The 19,197-nt window shown below is 65.4% G+C and carries 15 protein-coding genes; 14 read left to right on the top strand and 1 reads right to left on the bottom strand.

Annotated features, from left to right (window positions below):
• The first annotated feature begins 71 nt into the window (after positions 1-71).
• A complete protein-coding gene (locus ACZ5BO_RS14585) occupies positions 72-1,985 on the top strand; it encodes an acyl-CoA synthetase (protein WP_464700629.1) in 1,914 nt (637 codons plus the stop codon).
• A gap of 106 nt (positions 1,986-2,091) precedes the next feature.
• Here the strand turns inward: ACZ5BO_RS14585 and speD are convergent, their stop codons facing one another.
• Positions 2,092-2,520: an adenosylmethionine decarboxylase gene (gene speD / locus ACZ5BO_RS14590; RefSeq protein WP_464700631.1), complete on the bottom strand. Its 429-nt coding sequence runs from the start codon at positions 2,518-2,520 to the stop codon at positions 2,092-2,094.
• 619 nt (positions 2,521-3,139) lie between these two features.
• Between speD and ACZ5BO_RS14595 the strand changes: the two genes are divergently transcribed.
• The 13 genes from ACZ5BO_RS14595 to ACZ5BO_RS14655 all read left to right on the top strand — a co-directional run bounded on the left by ACZ5BO_RS14595 (position 3,140) and on the right by ACZ5BO_RS14655 (position 19,042).
• Positions 3,140-4,639 carry an alkaline phosphatase family protein gene (locus ACZ5BO_RS14595; RefSeq protein ID WP_464700633.1) on the top strand — a complete coding sequence of 500 codons (1,500 nt, stop codon included), beginning with the start codon at positions 3,140-3,142 and terminating at the stop codon, positions 4,637-4,639.
• On the top strand, positions 4,639-6,453 hold the full coding sequence (locus tag ACZ5BO_RS14600) for a B12-binding domain-containing radical SAM protein (protein WP_464700635.1): 1,815 nt from the start codon (positions 4,639-4,641) through the stop codon (positions 6,451-6,453). The genes ACZ5BO_RS14595 and ACZ5BO_RS14600 overlap by 1 nt, the downstream gene beginning before the upstream one ends.
• 3 nt (positions 6,454-6,456) lie before the next feature.
• Positions 6,457-7,584 (top strand): radical SAM protein, encoded by a 1,128-nt coding sequence (locus ACZ5BO_RS14605; RefSeq protein ID WP_464700637.1) that lies wholly within the window; start codon positions 6,457-6,459, stop codon positions 7,582-7,584.
• On the top strand, positions 7,574-9,808 hold the full coding sequence (locus ACZ5BO_RS14610; RefSeq protein ID WP_464700639.1) for an ANL family adenylate-forming protein: 2,235 nt from the start codon (positions 7,574-7,576) through the stop codon (positions 9,806-9,808). Before ACZ5BO_RS14605 ends, ACZ5BO_RS14610 begins: the two co-directional genes overlap by 11 nt.
• Positions 9,809-9,811: 3 nt before the next feature.
• Entirely contained in the window at positions 9,812-10,066 is a 255-nt protein-coding gene (locus ACZ5BO_RS14615; RefSeq protein ID WP_025128019.1) for an acyl carrier protein, read from the top strand.
• A gap of 120 nt (positions 10,067-10,186) precedes the next feature.
• The gene (locus ACZ5BO_RS14620) at positions 10,187-11,512 is read left to right on the top strand and encodes a trans-sulfuration enzyme family protein (protein WP_025128020.1); all 1,326 of its coding nucleotides are present in this window, start codon (positions 10,187-10,189) and stop codon (positions 11,510-11,512) included.
• Positions 11,509-12,573, top strand: a complete 1,065-nt coding sequence (locus ACZ5BO_RS14625) for an OsmC family protein (protein WP_081818627.1) — start codon at positions 11,509-11,511, stop codon at positions 12,571-12,573. The genes ACZ5BO_RS14620 and ACZ5BO_RS14625 overlap by 4 nt, the downstream gene beginning before the upstream one ends.
• The gene (locus ACZ5BO_RS14630) at positions 12,567-12,977 is read left to right on the top strand and encodes a VOC family protein (protein ID WP_025128022.1); all 411 of its coding nucleotides are present in this window, start codon (positions 12,567-12,569) and stop codon (positions 12,975-12,977) included. The genes ACZ5BO_RS14625 and ACZ5BO_RS14630 overlap by 7 nt, the downstream gene beginning before the upstream one ends.
• 9 nt (positions 12,978-12,986) lie before the next feature.
• Complete coding sequence (locus ACZ5BO_RS14635) at positions 12,987-13,631, top strand: sulfotransferase (protein ID WP_025128023.1); 645 nt, start codon at positions 12,987-12,989, stop codon at positions 13,629-13,631.
• On the top strand, positions 13,624-14,295 hold the full coding sequence (locus ACZ5BO_RS14640) for an HAD-IA family hydrolase (protein WP_464700642.1): 672 nt from the start codon (positions 13,624-13,626) through the stop codon (positions 14,293-14,295). Before ACZ5BO_RS14635 ends, ACZ5BO_RS14640 begins: the two co-directional genes overlap by 8 nt.
• Entirely contained in the window at positions 14,273-14,707 is a 435-nt protein-coding gene (locus ACZ5BO_RS14645) for a type II 3-dehydroquinate dehydratase (protein WP_025128025.1), read from the top strand. The genes ACZ5BO_RS14640 and ACZ5BO_RS14645 overlap by 23 nt, the downstream gene beginning before the upstream one ends.
• A complete protein-coding gene (locus ACZ5BO_RS14650) occupies positions 14,700-15,011 on the top strand; it encodes a phosphopantetheine-binding protein (protein ID WP_081818628.1) in 312 nt (103 codons plus the stop codon). The genes ACZ5BO_RS14645 and ACZ5BO_RS14650 overlap by 8 nt, the downstream gene beginning before the upstream one ends.
• A complete protein-coding gene (locus tag ACZ5BO_RS14655) occupies positions 15,008-19,042 on the top strand; it encodes a non-ribosomal peptide synthetase (RefSeq protein WP_464700644.1) in 4,035 nt (1,344 codons plus the stop codon). The genes ACZ5BO_RS14650 and ACZ5BO_RS14655 overlap by 4 nt, the downstream gene beginning before the upstream one ends.
• The last annotated feature ends 155 nt before the right edge of the window (positions 19,043-19,197 follow it).

Genomic DNA, 19,197 nt, shown 5'->3' on the forward strand with positions numbered 1-19,197 from the left:
GCCAAGTGGTCGTTACCAGATGCCAAGTAATGTAGTGCGCCCCGTGCCAGCATCTCAAGACAAGAACAACCATGAGTCGAGGTCACGCCATGCTACGCAACTATCAGGACATCCTGGACATCGAGGCCGGCCCCCAGCCTTTTGCCGAGATCGGCAGCACCTACGGGCTGCTCGAGCGCAGTGCACGCCAGTGGCCCGAGGCCCCGGCCCTGAGTTTCTTCCTGCGGGTCGAGGATCAGGCTTCACCCGTGCGCTGGAGCTATGCCCGGCTGTTCGCCGACATCACCCGCGCGGCCAACCTGCTGCGCCGCCTGGGCGTGCAGCGCAACGATGTGGTGGCTCTGATCCTGCCGAACCTGCCGCAAGCCCATATCGCGATGTGGGGCGCCCAGACCGCGGGCATCGCCTTCGCGGTCAACTCGCTGCTCGATGGCCCGCAGATCGCCGAATTGCTGCGAGTGGCCAAGGCCCGTTGGGTGATCACCGTCTGCCCCGGGCCGGATCAGGAGATCGGCCTGCGGGTCGAGCGGGCCATTCGCGACGTGCAGGGCCTGCAGGGCGTGCTGGCCATCGACCCGCTGCAGCACCTGCCCGGCGGCGGGCCGGAACAGGAGCTGCCGACGGCACTGGCGGGGGTGCCGCTGCTGGATTTTGACGTCGAGCTTGCTCGGGAGCCGCAGCAGTGCCTGCAGTTCGCGCCACCGAGCCAGGACGATGTGGCGGCCTACTACTGCACCGGCGGCACCACCGGCCTGCCGAAGATCGCCTGCCACAGCCAGCGCAACGAGGTGCTGTTCTGCGGGCAACTGGATGCGGTGATCGGCGAGCCGATCCTGCGCCAGGGGCACACGGTACTCACCGCGTTGCCGCTGTTCCACATCAATGCGCTGGTGGGCACGGGCCTTGCGGTGTTTGCCCAGGGCGGGCATGTGCTGCTGGCGCCTCCGATGGGGTTTCGCACCCCGGGGCTGATTCCGCGGTTCTGGGAGATCGTCGAGACCCACCGGGTCAGCAGCTATTCGGCGGTGCCGACGGTCTATGCCGGCCTGCTGCAGGTGCCCAGCGGCGCTCATGACCTGAGTTCGCTGACGGCAGCGGTCTGCGGCGCGGCACCGATGCCCCGGGAGCTGTTGCGCAAGTTCGAACAGCAGAGCGGCCAGCGGGTGCTCGAAGGCTATGGCCTGACCGAGGGCACCTGTGCCTCGTCGATCAACCCTGCGGACGGCGAGTCGCGCATCGGCTCCATCGGCCTGCGCCTGCCGTGGCAGGACATGCGGGTAATGATCCTCGATGAACAGGGCGCCTGGCGGCGCGAGGCCGGGGTGGATGAAGAGGGCGTGATCTGCATCAGCGGCCCCAACGTCTTCATCGGTTACCTGGAGCCCGAGCACAATGAGTCGGTCTGGTTCACCACCGATAGTGGTGCCGCGGGCGCCGGGCAGCGCTGGTTCAACACCGGCGATCTGGGCCGCTGCGACGCCGATGGCTACTTCTGGCTCACCGGCCGCAAGAAGGAGCTGATCATCCGTGGTGGTCACAACATTGATCCGAAAAGCATCGAAGAGGTCATGGTCGGCCACCCGCAAGTCGCTCTTTGCGCCGCCGTCGGCCGGCCCGATGCCCATGCCGGGGAAGTGCCGGTGGCCTATGTCCAGGTGCGTGCCGGGAGCACGGTCGGCAGCGCCGAACTGCTGGACTACGCCAGCCGCCATATCACCGAGCGTGCCGCGTTGCCCAAGGCCGTGGTGCTGATGGAGGCCCTGCCGTTGACGGGAGTAGGCAAGATCTTCAAACCGGCGCTGGTCATGGCCGAGGTCGAGGCCGTGGTGCGCCAGGAAGCGGCCTTGCTGGACATCCAGCTGGAGGACCTGAAGGTCGAGCAGGTGGCCAACCAGGGCCTGCTGGCGAGTTACCGCTGCGCTGCAGGCGCCGAGCAGTTGGCGCAGGTGCTGGGGCGTTATACCTTCGCCAGCCGGGCGCTATAGCAACGCTGCCGGAAAACGGCGCCTCGCCGCGGGCTTGGCCGACGAGGGCGCTCTGCCAGAGCGTCCTGGTCGATGCGCGAGGCTCCGCAGGCCGTGCAGTTGGCCCCTAAGGATCGACCGAGGCGGTCTGGTGCCGTACCACAGGCGGTGCAAGGCTGGCTGGCAGGCAGGTTTGCGCTTCGCCCCGTTCGACGATCTTCATCGCCCGGACGTTGCAGCCCAGGCTCGAGCAGATGTAGTCGAACGCCTTGACCGGGTCGCAGGTCGTGCCGCAGGTAAAGATATCGAGAAACAGCGCTCCGTGCTCGGGGTAGGTATGGAAGGAGGCGTGTGACTCTTCGAGCATCACCAGAACTGTCGCACCTTGTGGTTCGAAGCGTTTGGTCAGCGTGCCGCAGACCGTCGCGCCGGCTTCGGCGGAGGCTGCACACAGCAGCCGGGTCAAGGCATCCAGGTCATTGAGCTTTTCCGGGGCGATCTGATAGAGCTCGCCCAGCGTGTGCCTTCCAAAAAAAGCATTGGCGTTCGGGTTCATAGGACTTCCCTGTTTCGACACCCGTACGGATGGCGCGGGTCGGTGAGTGAAAGGCTGCGCAGGCCAGATTGCAGGCGTCGATGATGGGGGAGCCAGGGCAGGGTTTCCAGGCAAATTGCCGGAGGGTTATTTGAGTATGTAAGAGGTTGATTCAAATTGTTTCGGGGCCCTGTTGGCGCAGGCAGGACCTTGGCGCGGCACCGCGCAACGGCGTATGCCCCAGGTAACGCCGCGACCGGCCTCGGCAAGGGGCCACAGGAAACCGAGCCATTGATTCATCGCCTCAATGGCAGGCTCATCTATCGCAACTCGCAGGCGTCAGAGTACTGTCCCGGTCCGCACACTGCGTGTTCACGCCTTGCTGGAAATATCGATTCATACTCGGATTGATTTTGTTACAAGTCTGAAATTCTTTTCCGGGTTTTTTGTTTTGGGTCAGTGTTAGTTTGTTTTGGCTGCTGTTCTGGCTGTGGCCGGCAGTTGCGAGTCTTGAACTTAATACGTGAATTTAAGTTGCGTCGGAATGGCGCCTCTGGCGAGTTGCGCCTGTTATAAGTGCAATTCTGCAGTCTCGATAAAAGTTCATTCAGTTGAATTCCAGTGTTGGAGGGGTGTGATCATGGAAGATCAGAAGTTGAAGTTGTTGGTCTTCGGTGTCGACGGGGCGTCCCATGAGGTACTCCAGCAGTTGATGGCTCGGGGGCTGTTGCCGAACTTCAGTGCCCTGCGTCGGCGTGCCTCCCATGGGGTGCTGCAGTCGACCTTCCCGCCGCACACCGCACCAGGCTGGGCCTCAATGTTTACCGGGGTTTCTCCGGGAGAACACGGGATCTACCAGTTCTGGTCGACCCAGTCTGCGGACTATCGTTTCCGAGCAATGAACGCGGCCGACTACGGGCGTGAACCCTGCTGGCTGACCCTTGAGCGCCAAGGCTTGAAAGTCGGTGCCTACAACATTCCCATGACTCATCCGCCGGCAGACTTGCAAGACGGCTATATGATCAGTTGGCCATTGGCGAAGACCCTGAGATATACCTCGCCCGCCAATTTGATGCATGAGTTGATGCAAGCGGGCCTGCACTATCATTCAGATATTGTCACTATGTATCGCGGCCAGGAAGATTACTGCCAACAGGCGCGGCAGTTTATCAGGGGGCGTGCCGATACTTGCTGTTTCCTGCAGCGCACTCGGCCGGTAGATGCACTGTTTGTAGTCTTCACTGAAGTTGATCGTGTCAGTCATTATTATTGGGGCGACAACTCGGCACCAAGTACTGCGGTGGAACAGTGTTACATCGATATCGATCAGGCGCTGGGCACTGTGTTGACCCTGGCCGACGATGACACCCTGGTGGTGGTGGCTTCCGACCATGGCTTTGGGCGGTGTGAAGCGGACTTCAGCGTCCACGAGTTCCTCGAACAACAGGGCCTGCTGGCGACCCGCTATGAACTCCAGGACTCGGGTGCCGAGGCGTCCCACGACGATCCGGGGGCACGTTCCTGGTTCGATGCCCCCGGCAGCTACCGGCGAGTGGTCGATTGGTCGCGCACCGAGTTCTACATGCCCACCCCTGGCTGCTTCGGCGTCAACGCCAATCTGCTGGGGCGCGAAGCCCAGGGGGTACTGCGCGCCGAGCAGTTGCCAGAGGCCGAGGCACGCCTGCGCACAGCCCTGGCGCAGGTGCTCGATGAACAGGGCCAGCCCTGGTTCAGCCTGGTCAAGGCCGAGCAGGTATATGCCGGCGCACGCCTGCAGGACGCTCCCGACTACCTGTTGATCCCCAGGGATTTCAGCGTCATGCCGACCCCGGCGCTCACCGGGCAAGTCTGGAGCACGCCGACCCAGCGCGGTGTGCACCGTCCTGACGGCATCGTGTTTATCCGTGGTTCGACCTTTCCCGAAGATACCGCGCTGCAAGCGCGGATCGAAGACATCTACCCGACGATCCTGGCCCACCTGGGGCTGCCGGTGCCTGAAGGGCTGGAAGGCCACTGGCTGGTGGAACCGCCTCATGAGCCCCGCCGCGAGCCTGGCCGCCAAGGCTGCGGAGGGCAGCGAATGAGTGAAGAAGAACAGCGCTTCATGGACAGCCAATTACAACAAATTGGGTATTTTTAATGGAAACCGTGCAGTTCACCAACGCCGCCGACGGCTTGATTCCCCTGGCCAACCTGGCTGACCCGATCGACGTGCCAGTGGCCAATCCGTTGCAGTCCAGTGTCGACTTTCGCCAGCCTCAGCCGATGCGCGTGTGCTTTCCGGTGTTGCTCGATGGCGACCTGGTCATGAGTTCCGAACACCTGGGGGTCAGTTACCTGGTGTCGATCCTGCGGGACCTGGGGGCCGAGTGCCTGGTGGTCGAGGTCAAGTCGATCCAGCACGGGGACGAGATCGCCATCGCTGAGGTGGTGGCCTTCAAGCCCGATCTCATCGGCTTCTCCCTGACCACGGTCACCGTCAGCCATGCCACCGCTTTCGGTTCGGCGCTGCGTGCGGCCCTGCCCGAACAGGTGGCGTTCCTGGCCGGCGGCCCGCTGGCCACCTTCCTGGGCTCCAAGTTGCTGAGCAACCCCAACTGGAGTTTCCTTGACGCGCTGGTGCGCGGCGAGGGCGACGTGCCGCTGGTGCGTTACGTCGAGGCCTTCTGGGATCACGGCGACTACGCCCGGGTCCCGAGCCTGAGTTGGCGCGAGGAGGGCGGGTTCGTCATCGACAACCCCATTGGCAAGCCGGTGCCGGAGCTCGACATGCTGCCCGAGCCGGCACGGGACCAGTTCGAACTCAACAGTGGCAAGCTGCCCTATCTGCGCCTGGCCACCACCCGTGGCTGCACCGCGCGCTGCACCTTCTGCAACGCGCCCCATGCCGGCAACAAGATCAACCCCGGCAAGCTCTGGCGGGCCAGGACCCCGGACAACATCGTCGACGAAATCGAGCGGCTTTATCACAAGTACAACTTCAACACCTTCGACTTCGTCGACTCGACCTTCGAGGATCCGGGCGGTGCGCCGTTCGCCAAGCAGCGGATCGCCGATATCGCCCAGGGCGTGCTCGATCGTGGCCTGAAGATCTATTACAACTGCTGCATGCAGGCCAAGAACTGGCACCCCGAAGACCAGCCGCTGCTGGACCTGCTGTATCGCTCGGGCCTGGAGAAGGTCCTGATCGGCATCGAGTCGGGGTCACAGATCGGCCTGGACCGCTGGAAGAAGAAGTCCACGGTCGAGGACAACAAGCGGGCCATCGAACTGGTGCGCGGCGCCGGCATCTACGTGGCCTTCGGATTCATTGCCTATCACCCCTGGTCGACCTTCCAGGAGATTCGCGACAACAACCTCTTCCTGCGTGAGTACATGGGCTACAACCTGCGCCGCTATACCGTGCGCCTGGAGCTCTATCCCGGCGCCGAGGCGGTCGAGACCCTGCGTGGCGAGGGCAAGCTGCATGATGATTTCGATGTATCGCTCAATGCCCTGAGCTACGACTTCGAAGACCCGCGGGTGCGCCAGTTGTCGACCATCAGCGCCTTGCTCTACGGCGAGAAGTACGCCTCGGAAATGGTCATCGAAAAGGAACCGGCGGTGTTCGAGTTCGAGACCTACGACATCGTCATGCACACCTTCATGTCCCGCTTGCGGCGTGCGGTTATCGGCGACTTGCGGGGGACGGCGATCCTCGAAGCGGGCGAAGCCAAGGCCGCCGAACTGCGCCGGCTCATGAGCGACTTCAACTACGCGCTGATTTCCGAGATGACCGACCTGGCCGAGCTGGGAACCCTTGACGACGCCTATGCCCATGAGCGGCGCCCCGAGGTCGAGCAGTTCTATCGGGTCAAGCTCGGCGAGCTGCGCCAGGTCCAGTTGGGCATCAGCATGCAACTCCACCGCGCCGGGCTGAGCCTGCGCGACATCCAGTTCAGCAAAGGGGCTTGAGCCATGACGAATGCCGAACCGGTGAACTTCCTCGGTCACAGCCAGTTGCTAGGCAACGACCTGGTGATCAACGAAGACTCCTGCAACCTGGGGTGCACCTACTGCCTGACCGGACAGAGCAACATGAAATCGTCCCATGAAGGCAAGCTGATCTTTCAACCACCGGTGCATGACGTCTACAGCGAAGACAGCGACCTGGGGCGGCGCCTGCAGACCATCGTCGAGCGGGTCAACCGCACCTTCAAGCCACCGCTGCTGAAACTCACTGGCGGCGAGATCTTCATCATCAAGGGCATCATGAGCTTCATCGAGACCATGTCTCCCTTGCATGAAGTGCTGATCGTCCAGACCAACGGCCTGCCGCTGACCCGGGACAAGGTCCGGCGCCTGGCGCAACTGGGCAATGTCGTGGTGCAGATCTCCCTCGACAGCAGCAACTACCAGGGCAACAGCTACCGGGTCCTGTCGCCGCGCATCCACGAGATGATCATGGAGCGCATCGCGATGGTCATCGAGGCCGGCCTGCCGCTGGAAATCTATGGCGTGCTCAATGACCGCAGCGCGCCGTATCTGCGCGAGTTCGTGGAGTGGTGCTCCGGGTTTGCGGACAATCCGCCGCAGCTGTTTCCGTTCCCCGTCCGGGGCCCGGACAGCGAGACCTTCAAGGTCCGCCCCGAGCAGTATTCCTTCATCGACGAGCTGTTCGAACTGCGTGAGCGCTACCCGCAGATCCTGCCCCCCAAGGCCTACCTGGACCGCCTCAGTTCGTTCTATCACCAGGGCCGGCGCACCTGGCGCTGCCACCTGCCGCGCCTGGTGCTGTCGACCTTCAGCGACGGCGTCGCCACCCCCTGCCCGAACATCTGGTTCCACAACATGGGCAATGTGCTGGAACGGGACTGGAACAAGGCCCTGGCGCCGGTGAACCGCTCGCCGTTCTATCAGTTGCTGCTCGCCGAGCGACCACGGCTGGATGCCTGCAAGGGCTGCTTCACCCCCTGGGACACCCTGAGCCTGTATTTCGAGGACGCCATCAGCCTGGACGAGTTGTGCCGCGCGCCGTCCTACGCTCCACCGGCCGTCAGGACCCTGCTCGAGCAAGCCAAGGAAGCGTATCGACATGGCGCCTGAGTCACGGATCGACGACAGCTGGTTTGCCGAACTGAGCAGCGCTGCGCTGCTGACTTCGCTGCCGCCAGCCCGACGCAGCCAGTGGGCCCGGCAGCTTGGGGAACTGGCGGGCAGCGGCCAGCAACGCCTGCTGCTGGTGTTCGACAGTAGCCTCGAGCATGCCGCGCTGTTGCTGATGCTGCTGGAGCAGGGGTTGTCGCCGCTGCTGGTGGCCAGCGATGCCAAGCCCCAGGAGTTGCGGCGGTATGCCGCCAAGGGCGCGATCACCCACAGCGTGCAGCTGGAGCAGGGTGAACTGCGGGTGACGGTGCTTGAACCGGGTGCTGCTGCGCCTGAGGGCCAGGCCGCGCAGCCACAGAGGCGTGGCATCTACCTGCTGACGTCGGGAACCACCGGCGAACCGTCGCTGGTTTTCCGCGACCTGCAGAGCTGGCGCGACGAAGGCCTGCGGTACTGCCGACTGTTGCAACTGAGCCGCGAGGATCGGGTGCTGTTCATCGCCCCGGTGTACCACGCCTATGCACTGGGCTGGCTGTGGGGAGCGCTGCTGGCCGGGGCCCAGGTGGAAATCTGCAAGCCTACGGAGCTGGGGGCGGCGCTGCAGGCGTTGCGCCTGCGCGCCAGTCATTGCGTGGTCACGCCATTGCTGGCGACCTTGATGGCCCAGCGGGTTGGCCAAGGTGAGCGCCCGGCCCAGCTCAAGGTGGTGATGTCCGGTGCCGGGCCGGTGGATGCAAGCATCGATGGGCAATTTCGCCAGGCGTTCGGCCTGGGCCTGTCGCGCAACTATGGCAGCACGCAAAGCGGTGCGCTGTTTGCTGGCGTGGCGCCGTTGCCCGCGTTGTCGATCGGCCAGCCCATGCCGGGCATCGAGGTCCTCGAACCGGGGGCGCCGGGACAGCCGTTTGCACTCAAGGTGCGGCTCGAGGATGGGCGGATCTACGACACTGGCGACATCGCCGAGCAGAGCCCGGCCGGCTACAGCATCGTCGGTCGCGAAAGTACGGCGATCCGTCGGGGCGAGCGCTGGATCTCGCCTTTCGAGATCGAGTCGGTGCTTGCCAGCCACCCCGACGTAGTCGATTGTTCGGTGCGGGCGGTGAAGTCGGCCCAGTCCGGCAACGACCATATTTTTGCCTTCGTGGTCTGGAGTGCCGAGCGGCCCTGGAACCCCGGGCTCCTGCGCGAGCATTGCCAGGAGAACCTGGCGGCGGCCAAGGTGCCCGATCGCTTTGAGCGCACGGCATTGATCGCTCGCAGCAGCAACGGCAAGCCGCTGCTCAGTCGCCGTTACCGCCCGGCCGCCAGCCGGGTATTGCTGGACGCGGCCCACGCCTACAAGCGCTCGCAACTGCTGCTGGCCCTGTGGGAGTGCGGCGCCTTGCAACTCAGCGCCCAGGGCCTGAGCGTCGACCAGATTGCCCAGCGAACCGGGCTGCATGCGCAGACCCTGGCGGTGGCCTTCGACACGGCCCAGGCCAACGGCCTGGTACAGGAGGCGGCGGGGCCCCAGGTGCAGCCACAGGAGCTTGAGGCCCTGGCTCCGGTGCTCGACCTGGAAGCATTCAACAACCGGCACTGGAACCGCCTCGACGAGCTGCTGGCGGTGCTGCATGACGGCCTCGACCGGCGCGCCTTCGAGCAGAGTCCCAAGCAGCCGCAATTGCAGCGCCGCTACCAGCGCGCAGTGTCCGGGGCGGACAAGCAACTGGCCGCGCAACTGACCTGGCGCAAGGCCTTGCAGCACACCGCGGGCGCTCTGCGCCTGCTCGACATCTGCGCCACCGGCGCGGTGTACACCCAGGCCTTGCTGGGCCGCCGACGCCTGGACTGCAACGCCAGCCGGATCGTGCAACTGGGGGGGCTCAATCCTCCGGCAGCGGATATTCCGGTGGACAGCCGGGAAACCTTGGCCGAGCTCGATGAATGCCTGTTCGACGTCATCGTGCTCGACAACACCTTGCACCAGCCCTGCGTGGCCCAGGCCTTGCCTGCCTTGCTGGAGCGCCTGGGAGCAGGGGGGCGGTTGATCATCGACGAGATTTTCTTTTGCGACACGGCCTCGGCGGCCGTCGGCGTGGACTGGCTGACCCATGGTGGCTGCCAGTACCCGAGGCAGGCCGAGGTGGTTGCGGCGCTGGCGCGCCTGGGGTTCGTCGGCGAGGAAGTCTGGCGCCGCGAATCGACGATTTATCAATGCACGATGTTATTCAGCAGGAGCTAAAAAATGACCGATACCGACCGCTTGATCAAAGTGTTCTCCAGCACCGTGGGCCGTGAACTGAGCCGCGAGGACCTCGCGGGTGGCGACCTGATCGGCACCCTGGGGCTGAACTCGATCGACGCCTTGCAGTTGCTGATCCAGGTGGAAACCGAGTTCGGCTTCTCCATCGAGGACAACGAGCTGTCCATTGAACTGGTGAACTCGCTGGAGCGCCTGGAAGCCTTTGTCGCCGACAAGACCCAGGCTCGGGTCGTCTGAGGGCGATGACGGCATGTGTCTCTTTGCCAAGGTCGGCTGCGCGGTTTCCAGCGCACGCCGACGTGGGCGGCCCGGCACCCGCCGAGGCCCCCGGAAGAATCGAACGACGAGGGAATTCGTGTGAACGATGCAAAAAAGACTGAGGCGGTGTTTGCCAATCGTCCCGGCACCGACGCCCAGTTGCCCTGGCTCAACCAGCTCAACCGCCAGCGCCTGGCTGGACCTGCGATGGAGAACAATCGCTGGCTGACCGCCGGCGAGGCTCCGGCGACGCTCTGCGTGCACGCCGGCACCTATGAGGACCCGGTGACCGGGGCCGTGGGCACGCCGATATTTCCCAGCACCACCTTCCGCTTCAGCCAGACCACCTACGAATCGTTCCTGGAAGGCTACATCCGTGACATTCCCACCTACAGTCGCTACGGCAACCCGGGGCAATGGTCGGTGCAGTTGAAAGTGGCGGCCATGGAGGGCGCGCAAAGTGCCCTGGTCCTGTCGTCGGGCATGGCCGCGATTGCTTCGACCCTGTTCGCCCTGACCAACCGCAACGGCCACATCATTTCTTCCTACGATCTGTACGGTGGCAGCTACAGCCTGCTGCACGCGGACATCAGCCAGGCCGGGCGCTCGGTGAGCTATGTCGACCCGCTGGACCTGGACGAGATCCGCCGGGCGATCCGCCCGCAGACCCAGATCATGTTCTTCGAACTGCTGTCCAACCCGCTGATGAAGGCCATCGATCTGCTGGCCATTGCCGACTTGTGCAAGCAGCAGAACATTCTCCTGGTGGTGGACAACACCTTCCTTTCACCGATCAGTTGCCGCCCCCTGGAGTGGGGCGCCGACATCGTCATCCACTCGGCGACCAAGTACCTCAACGGCCACAGTGATGCCACCTGTGGCGCGGTCGCGGGCAGCCGCAAGCTGGTGGACCGGATCTGGGCCCAACTGCTGCGTTTTGGCGGCAACTTGGACCCCTTCGTGTGCTTTCTCCTGGAGCGGGGCATGAAGACCCTGGCAGTGCGCATGCAGGCTCATGCCGCGGGAGCCAGGCAGGTGACGCGCTTTCTCGAGCGCCACCCGCGGGTGACCGCGGTGCATTCGGTGTACGCCGAGGAGTATGCCCACCCCCATCTGTACCAGTACGCCGGCCAGGCCACCTGCGGCATGCTCGGTTTTGAACTGCAGGGCGGGGATCCGGCGGCCCTGGAGTTGCTGGAGCACCTCAAGTTGATCACCTGTGCCACCAGCCTGGGCGGTGTCGAGTCCCTGGTGAGCCTGCCGTTCAATACCTCCCACAGCGGCTTGACCCTCGAACAGCAGAAAAAGATCGGGCTCAATCCCGGGCTGGTGCGGCTTTCAGTGGGAATCGAGGACCCCAATGACCTGTGTGCCGATCTCGAGCAGGCCTTGCGCCAGGTCTACCAAGGAGGGCGTCAGCCATGAGAAACGGAATGAACATCTCGGGCTTCAGCGAGATCGTCCACGAGATCCAGCAAGAGCCGGCCCAGGCGATCTTCCGTTACGCCGCCTATGCGCACTGTTCGCCTGCCGCCGGCATGCTCGCGGGGGTGGCGCCGGCGGTGATCGGCCTGTTGCGCGCGCCTCGGCATTTCGAGGTGCCGATCCAGCCCAGCCCGGCGCTGCACTGCCACGGCCTGCTGGACCCGGCCTGGCCGCAGGAACTGGCCTTGGCGGCGCTTTCGGGGTGTTTCCTGGTGTCCGCGGTGTCGGGGTTTTCCGCGCGACGGACCACGGTCGATCATCTGTCCATGACCACCAGTGCAGTCCTGCAGGAGGCAGGTGCCGCCGCTCCCCAGGTGCGCTACGACATCCGTTCGGGAACCGACAAGAAAATCAGCGAGGCGCTGGAAGTGATCGAGGCGGTGAAGACCCACAGCCCCAATCACCAGACCTTCGTCCAGGCCCTGGGCCTGTCGGCGCGCCTGGTGGATGCCGAGGGCGCAGGTCCCTGGCAACGGTTTTGCCCCCTCGACCAGGCGCCCCGGGGGGCTGCGCAGTCTCAGGGCCAGGCCCTGTCCCTGGATTGCCAATGGCTCTATGGCACTCAGCTGCGGGCTGATTTCGTCCACCAGGATCCCCGGGACCTGCGGAGCTTTCCCATCGACCAGCCCAAGCAGCTGGCGGGTATCGACTGGGGCCCCAATCCCCAGGAATACCTGCTGATGGCGATTGCCGCCGATGTCCTGGCGCAGCTCAACCGACGCCAGCAGTTGCCCGGCGCGGTACGCCTGGATGTGCGGGCCATGGTGGACATTCGCGGCATGTGTGAAGTGGCGCCGACCCCGGTCCATCTGCAGGACATCGAGCTTGAGCTGCAAGTCGAAGGCTGGCCGGCCGCTCAGCTGGCGACGCTGATGCAGCACTTGGCGGCGAGCATCGAGGCCTCGGTGGTGTGTGCGCTGATTCGCCATCGAGTGGGCTTCGAATTTCAGGTTGGAGCCCGGCCGCTGTCCGAGGAAACCCGCGAGTGCCAGCCATGCTGAGTCCGTCGAGCCTGTGTTTCGCCACCCTGGCGGTTCCCGACCTGGCGGCTGCCGAAGCCTTCTACGTGGAGGTCCTGGGGTTGCAGGTCAGCCGGCGCTTTGCCCCGACCTGCTGGATCAGCCTGGAGGTGGACGAGCAGGCCGGTGCCGGGTTCGGCCTGATCGAAGACCCGCTGATGGCGCGGCCATCGCCGGCCAGCATGCTGGACCTGATGGTGCCGGAGCTGGATGCGCTGGTTGCCCGGATGCCACCCCAGGTGATGCTCATCGAAGCGCCGGGATTGACCCCGTGGGGCAGCTACAAGGCGGTGATCGAGGACCCCTTCGGCAATCGCCTGGGCCTGGTCCAGTGCAGCCCGCAGGCCGCCGCCGAGGGCGCCGGGCAGCCGGGGAACAACGAGTGAGGAGCTGGGATGCTTAAGCAATTTGAATGCATGAATGTACAGGACTGCGTGGCCGGCGATGGCGGCTTCGTGTCCGTGGTTTCCGGGCTGCCGCGTTCCGGCACCTCGATGATGATGCGTGCCCTGGCCAGTGCCGGCCTGGCGCCGCTGACCGACAACCTGCGCCAGGGTGACGAGCGCAACCCCCATGGCTATTTCGAATGGGAAGCGGTCAAGTCGCGGGACGGTTACCTGGGCTGGATGGACCAGGCCCGCGGCCGCGCGGTCAAGCTGGTATCGCGCTTTCTCCAGCACCTGCCGGCAACCCACGGGTATCGGGTGCTGTTCATGCATCGCGATATCGACGCGGTGATCCGTTCCCAGCGAGACATGGCCGAGCACCATAGCGGCCAGGTCTGGGGAGGACAGGAAGCCGAGGACCTGGCGCGGCTGTATCGCGAGCATGTGACCCAGGTGCTGGCGTGGGTCCGCTCGCGGCCGAACATGCAGGTTCTGGAGCTGGATTATCAACGGGTATTGCAAGACCCGAACGGCGAATTCACCAGGGTCGCGGCGTTTCTCTCGCCCTTGCCCCTGCTGGTGCAGTCGATGGCGGCCACGGTGGACCGGGGGCTGAATCATCAAGCGGCGATGGAGGCTGCGACCCATGTCTGAATTGCCCATCAGTGCGGTCATCTTCGACCTCGACGGAACGCTGATCGACAGCAAGCAAGTGATTCGCGAGGCGTATCACGCAGCCCATGCCGAGGTGCTGGGGGCGGGCGTCGAGCCGCCGCCGTTCAGCGAGTACTGCAAGCACCTGGGGCGCAGCTTCGTGCAGATCATGAAGATCATGGGCCTGCCGGCGCAGATGCACCCGGTGTTCATGCGTGAAAGCAACGCGAGAATGCAGCGCATCCGCGTGTTCGAGGGCGTCGGGGCGCTGCTGGCGAGCCTGCAGGCCCGGGGCATCCCCATGGCGATCGCCACGGGCAAGGACCATGGACGAACCGTAGCCATTCTCGAGTACCTGGGGCTGCTGGGGCATTTCTCCTGCATCGTCGGCAGCGACGATGTGGCCAACCCCAAGCCGGCACCGGACATGGCACGGATGATCGTCGAACAACTGCACCTGGAACCGTCGAGCTGCCTGTTCGTGGGCGATGCACTGGCCGACCTGAAGTGCGGCCAGGCAGCGGGCATGCAGACCGCGCTGGCGCTCTGGGATCATCCTGGCGAGGAGATCCGGCGCTATCCCAGTACCTATCAACTGACTGCGCCAGGCCAGATCCTGGCCTTGCTGGAGGTGGCTCGCCATGCCGACATTACTCCTGCTTAACGGCCCCAACCTGGGCCGCCTGGGGCTGCGCGAACCGCAGGTCTATGGCACCAAGACCCTGGACCAGATCACCCGCGAGGTCACTGCGGTCGCCACCTCCCGTGGCTGGACGGTGCTGGCCCGGCAAAGCAACCACGAAGGCGAGCTGATCGATTTCATCGAAAGTCAGCACCAGGCCGAAGCGATGATCATCAACCCGGGGGCGCTGATGATGTCCGGCTGGGCCCTGCGCGATGCGTTGCAGGACTATCCGGGGCGCTGGATAGAGGTGCACATCTCCAACCTGTTTGCCCGCGAGAGCTTCCGTCACAGTTCGTTGCTGGCGCCCCTGTGCCACGGCTTCATTGCCGGCCTGGGCACCGACGGCTACGCCCTGGCTGCGGCGGCGCTGGTGGGAGCTGGCCATGAATAGTGCGACGAGGGTACCGCTGCGGGCCCAACTGATGAACGACGTGCTGGGCCTTTGCGCCGGCCTGCTGAAGGTGGCGCAGGACGAACTGAACGCCGGGCAGAACTTCTTTGCCATCGGCGGCAGCTCGCTCCAGGCCCTGCAACTGTGCGCTCTGCTCGAACAGCGGCATCCGCCATTGTGCGGCGAGGACGGCATCGACCTGACCCTGATTGTCGGCACCGCGACCCTGGGCGAGTTTGTCGACGCCTTGTTGCGCACGGCAACCAGCAGCCGTGCCGGCGCAGTCTCCGAGGGCGAGCTATGAGCCAGGCGGTGGCGACCCTGATCGAGGATTGGGAGCAACGCGGCGTGCACCTCTATGAGGACGGCGGGCGCCTGCGCTACTACTGCGGTGCAGCCGGGCTGCCGGACGACATCCGCCACTCGGTGGGCCATGAGAGGAGCCGCTTGCTGGCCTACCTGGCCCCCCCGGACCCACTGGCGTCTCACCTCGGCGGGCTGCGCCAGGCCTACTGGCTGGGGGAGCATTCGGCGTTCAGCCAGGGCAGTGCCGCCTATCTGCACCTGGTCTATGCCGGTGCGGTGCCCACGGCGGCGCAATTGCAGGCGGCACTGCCGCGCCTGCTGGCCTTGCATCCGATTCTGGCCTACACCCTGGATGCCCAGGCGCCGCGCTTCAAGCCCATGGCCGTGCCGCGGCTGGTTGTCGAGCAGCAGGCCGCCGCCAAGGGCGCGGATCCGCGGCGTTGCACGGCCCTGGCCGACAGCGCCATGCCCATTGCACCGTTGACCGCGGAGCAGCCGCTGTTTCGCCTGGTGCTGGTGGCAGGCGCCGAGGAGCGCTGCCTGCATGTGGTCTATCGGCTGGCATTGTTCGATGCTCCGGCGGTGCAGATTTTCATCGGCGACTTGCTGGCGCTGGTGGCCGGGAATGCCCCACTGGCAGCGGATGGCTATGCACCGGCCCAGGTGGCGGCGTGGAGCCGGGCGCGGCGCCTGGCAAGGTTCAAGGCCCGCGACTACTGGCAGGACAAGATTCCCCAGCTGGCAGCCGGCCCGCACCTGCCGCTGGCACGCCGCAGGCAAGCGCCCTCGGCGCCGGCGCGTTTCATCGAGCATCGGGCGCTCCTGGCGCCGGCGCTGCAGCAGGCTCTGGCGGCGGCTGCGCGGCATCACCGGGTATCGCTCAATGCCACCTTGCTGACGGTGTACCTGCAAACCCTGGCGCGCTGGTCGGGCAGGGCCACGGTGACCTGCAGCGTGATGTACAGCACCCGGACACTGCTGGGGCCGGAGTTCGCCCGCACCATCGGCAACTTTGCCGATACCCTGCTGCTCGACCTGCCATCCCAGCCCCTGGCATTCGCCGCCTGCGCCCAGCGGGTCCAGCAGGATCTGTATGCCGCCTTGCAGCACGCCGCCTACGATGGGGTGTCGGTGGTCCGAGAGTGGATCCGCGAACACGATCAGCGCCAGGACGGCACCGAGCCGCCGATGCCCTATGTGTTTTCCTCGTTGCTGGAGATGGACCTGCCGGCGCCGCCACTGCAGCAGACCGATCACGCGATGATGACGCCGCAGATCTGGATCGATGCCCAGGCCTTTGCGAGCGAGGCGGGCCTGTGCCTGTCCTGGGACGAGCGCGAGGGCCTGTTCGAGCCCGGGCTGATTGCCCAGGCCTTCGAGCATTTCCATGGGGCCCTGGAGCGTCTGGCCGGCCAGCCGGAGGCCTGGGAACTGAGCGAGCTGGCCTTGACCGCGCCGTTGCTGGCCCAGGTCGATGCCTTCAATCACACCTCGCAGCCGCTGCCGGGTCAGTCCCTGCATCAGGGTTTGTCCCGGCAGGCAGCGCTGCGTCCGGATGCGCCGGCGGTGTTGAGCGATGGCGCCAGCCTGAGCTTTGCCGAGCTGTTGCGCCTGGCCAGTCGCTTGGCCAGCCACCTGAATGAAAACGGCGTGGGCCCCAGCGACCATGTGGTGGTGCGCGGCAGTCGGGACAGCGCCAACGTCGTGGCGATCTACGCGGTGCTGATGGCCGGTGCGACCTATGTTCCGGTGAGCAAGAGCTCCCCGGTGCGCCGGGTGCACTCGATCATCAACCAGGCGGCGGCCACCACGGTGCTGGGCGACGATGCCGCGGACATCGCGGCGGTACTCGCATCACCGGTGAACTGGTCGCTCGACTACCGGCACTGGCTGGCATCGCCCGAGGCGCAGGGCCCCGGTATCGCGCCGGCCTATCCGGCGGTCGACAGCGCCCTGGCCTACCTGATGTTCACCTCCGGGACCACGGGCACGCCCAAGGGGGTGGCGATCAGTCATCGCGCGGCGTTCAATACCCTGCAGGACTGTCGCGAGCGCTTTGCCATCGACGCCCAGGACCGGCTGCTGGGGGTCAGTGAGTTCAGCTTCGACCTGTCGGTATTCGACCTGTTCATGCCGGCCCTGTGCGGCTGTGCGCTGATCCTGCCGGCCCATGGCGATCGGGCCGAGCCCCAGGCCTGGCTCGACGCGGCACGGACCCACGGTGCGAGTGTCTGGAACTCGGTCCCGGCGATCATGGAAATGGCCCTGGGCTATGCCAGGGCGGTGGGCCTGCCGACGCCGGCAGCGACCGTGCGCCTGTGGATGGCCAGCGGCGACTGGATCGCCCTGGGGTTACCCGGGCGCCTGCGGGAGCTGACGCCAGGCTCGCGTTTCGTGGCCCTGGGGGGCGCCACCGAGGCGGCCATCTGGTCCAACTGTTTCGAGGTGCAGCAAGTGGATCCGGAGTGGCCGAGCATTCCCTACGGCCGGCCCTTGAGCAACCAGCGGTTCTATATTCTCGACGCCCTGGGCCGACGCTGCCCGCCTGGGGTCAAGGGCATGCTGTACATCGCCGGCGACGGCCTGGCGGCGGGCTACATCCATGATCGCCAACGGACCGAACAGGCATTCTTCATCGAGCCCGGGCTGCAGCAGCGGGTCTACCGCACCGGTGACATGGGGCGCTTGCGGATGGACGGAGAGATCGAGTTCCTCGGCCGCGAGGACCTGCAGGTCAAGCTCAATGGCATGCGCGTGGAACTGGCGGAGATCGACGCGGTACTGGGGCGTGCGCCCGGGGTCGAGCAGGTGGCGGTGTGCGTGGATGCTGGCGGGGCCTTGTACGGATTCTTCGTCGCTGGCCAGCCGGCAGCCGATGCCGAGCAATTGCTGGCATTCGCGGCGCAGTACCTCAATCCCTACATGCTGCCGGTGCAGCTCTTCGCGCTGCCACAGATGCCGCTGACCGCCAACGGCAAGGTGGACCGGGGGGCACTGGTGGCATTGTTACCAGGCCTCTGCGAGCCCCGCGTGCCGGCGCACGACCCGGGGTTCTCAGCCCGGCAGGAGCTGCTGCTGGGTTGCGTCCAGCGGGTGCTGCCGGCCGTGCGCGGCCCGGCTGACTCATGGTTCGAGCGGGGCGCCTCGTCGCTGCACGCGGTGCATATCCTGCTGGGCTTGAACACTGAACTGGGGCTGGACCTGAGCCTGGCGGACATCTACTCCTATCCCTCGGTCAACGCCTTGCTCGGTCATGTGCAGGGCACGGGGCAGCGGCATCGCAACCGGGTGGATTTTTGCGCCGCTGCCCACGGCCAGCAACCCTTGCTGGTACTGGTGCACCCGGTGGGCGGGGCGCTGTCGTGCTACTGGCCGCTGATTCGTGCCACCCGCGAGGATTTCCAGGTGATGGGGCTGTGTGCCGACGCCGGCCAGCGTTTCGATACGCTTCAGGACCAGGCCCGGGAGTACCTGGAGCAGTTGCAGGACAGCCTGCAGGCGGCGCGTCCGGTGGTGCTCGCCGGCTGGTCGTTCGGTGGCGTGCTGGCAGTGGAGATGGCCCGCCTGCTCAGCGACCGTGGCCATCGGCAACTGGCGCTGGTGACCCTCGACGCGGGAGCGCCGCTGGACACGGTGCTGGATTTGCCACCGAGCCTGTTGCAGCAGTTGTTTCAGTACGACCTGGAGCATTGCGCCCAGATCCAGGCTGCAGGCCAGGCGGTGCCTGAGGTCTGCGAGAGTGCCACCCAGGAGCGCTTTGCCCTGTTCTGCCGGCATTATGCGGCCTTGCTCGATTATCGCTATCGACCGCTGGCTTGCCCGACCTGGCACCTGCAAGCCAGCGTCGAACGCGCGTCCAGCGGGCTGTGCCCCTTGGCCGAGCAGGCCCGGGACGCTCATTGCCTGACCCTGGCCGGTGATCACTACAGCATCCTTTCCGGGGCAGCCCTGGAGCAGATCGTGGACTGCCTGGCTGTCGCGGCGGGGCGTGATGCCTTCGCGGCGGATGGCCGGCAGGCAGGCCCATGAGCGGTCGTGACAAGAGCGGCGGGCTGCCACGGGCCGCCTCGGCAGAGGCCTCAATAATGGCTGCGGGCCATGACGGCAAGTGTCTGAAAATGCTGTTCCAGGCTGATTCTGCACTGGCGGATCGCGCCGCTTACCGGGAAAATTCGCCTTGGTTC

Source organism: Pseudomonas sp. FFPRI_1 (assembly GCF_055384485.1).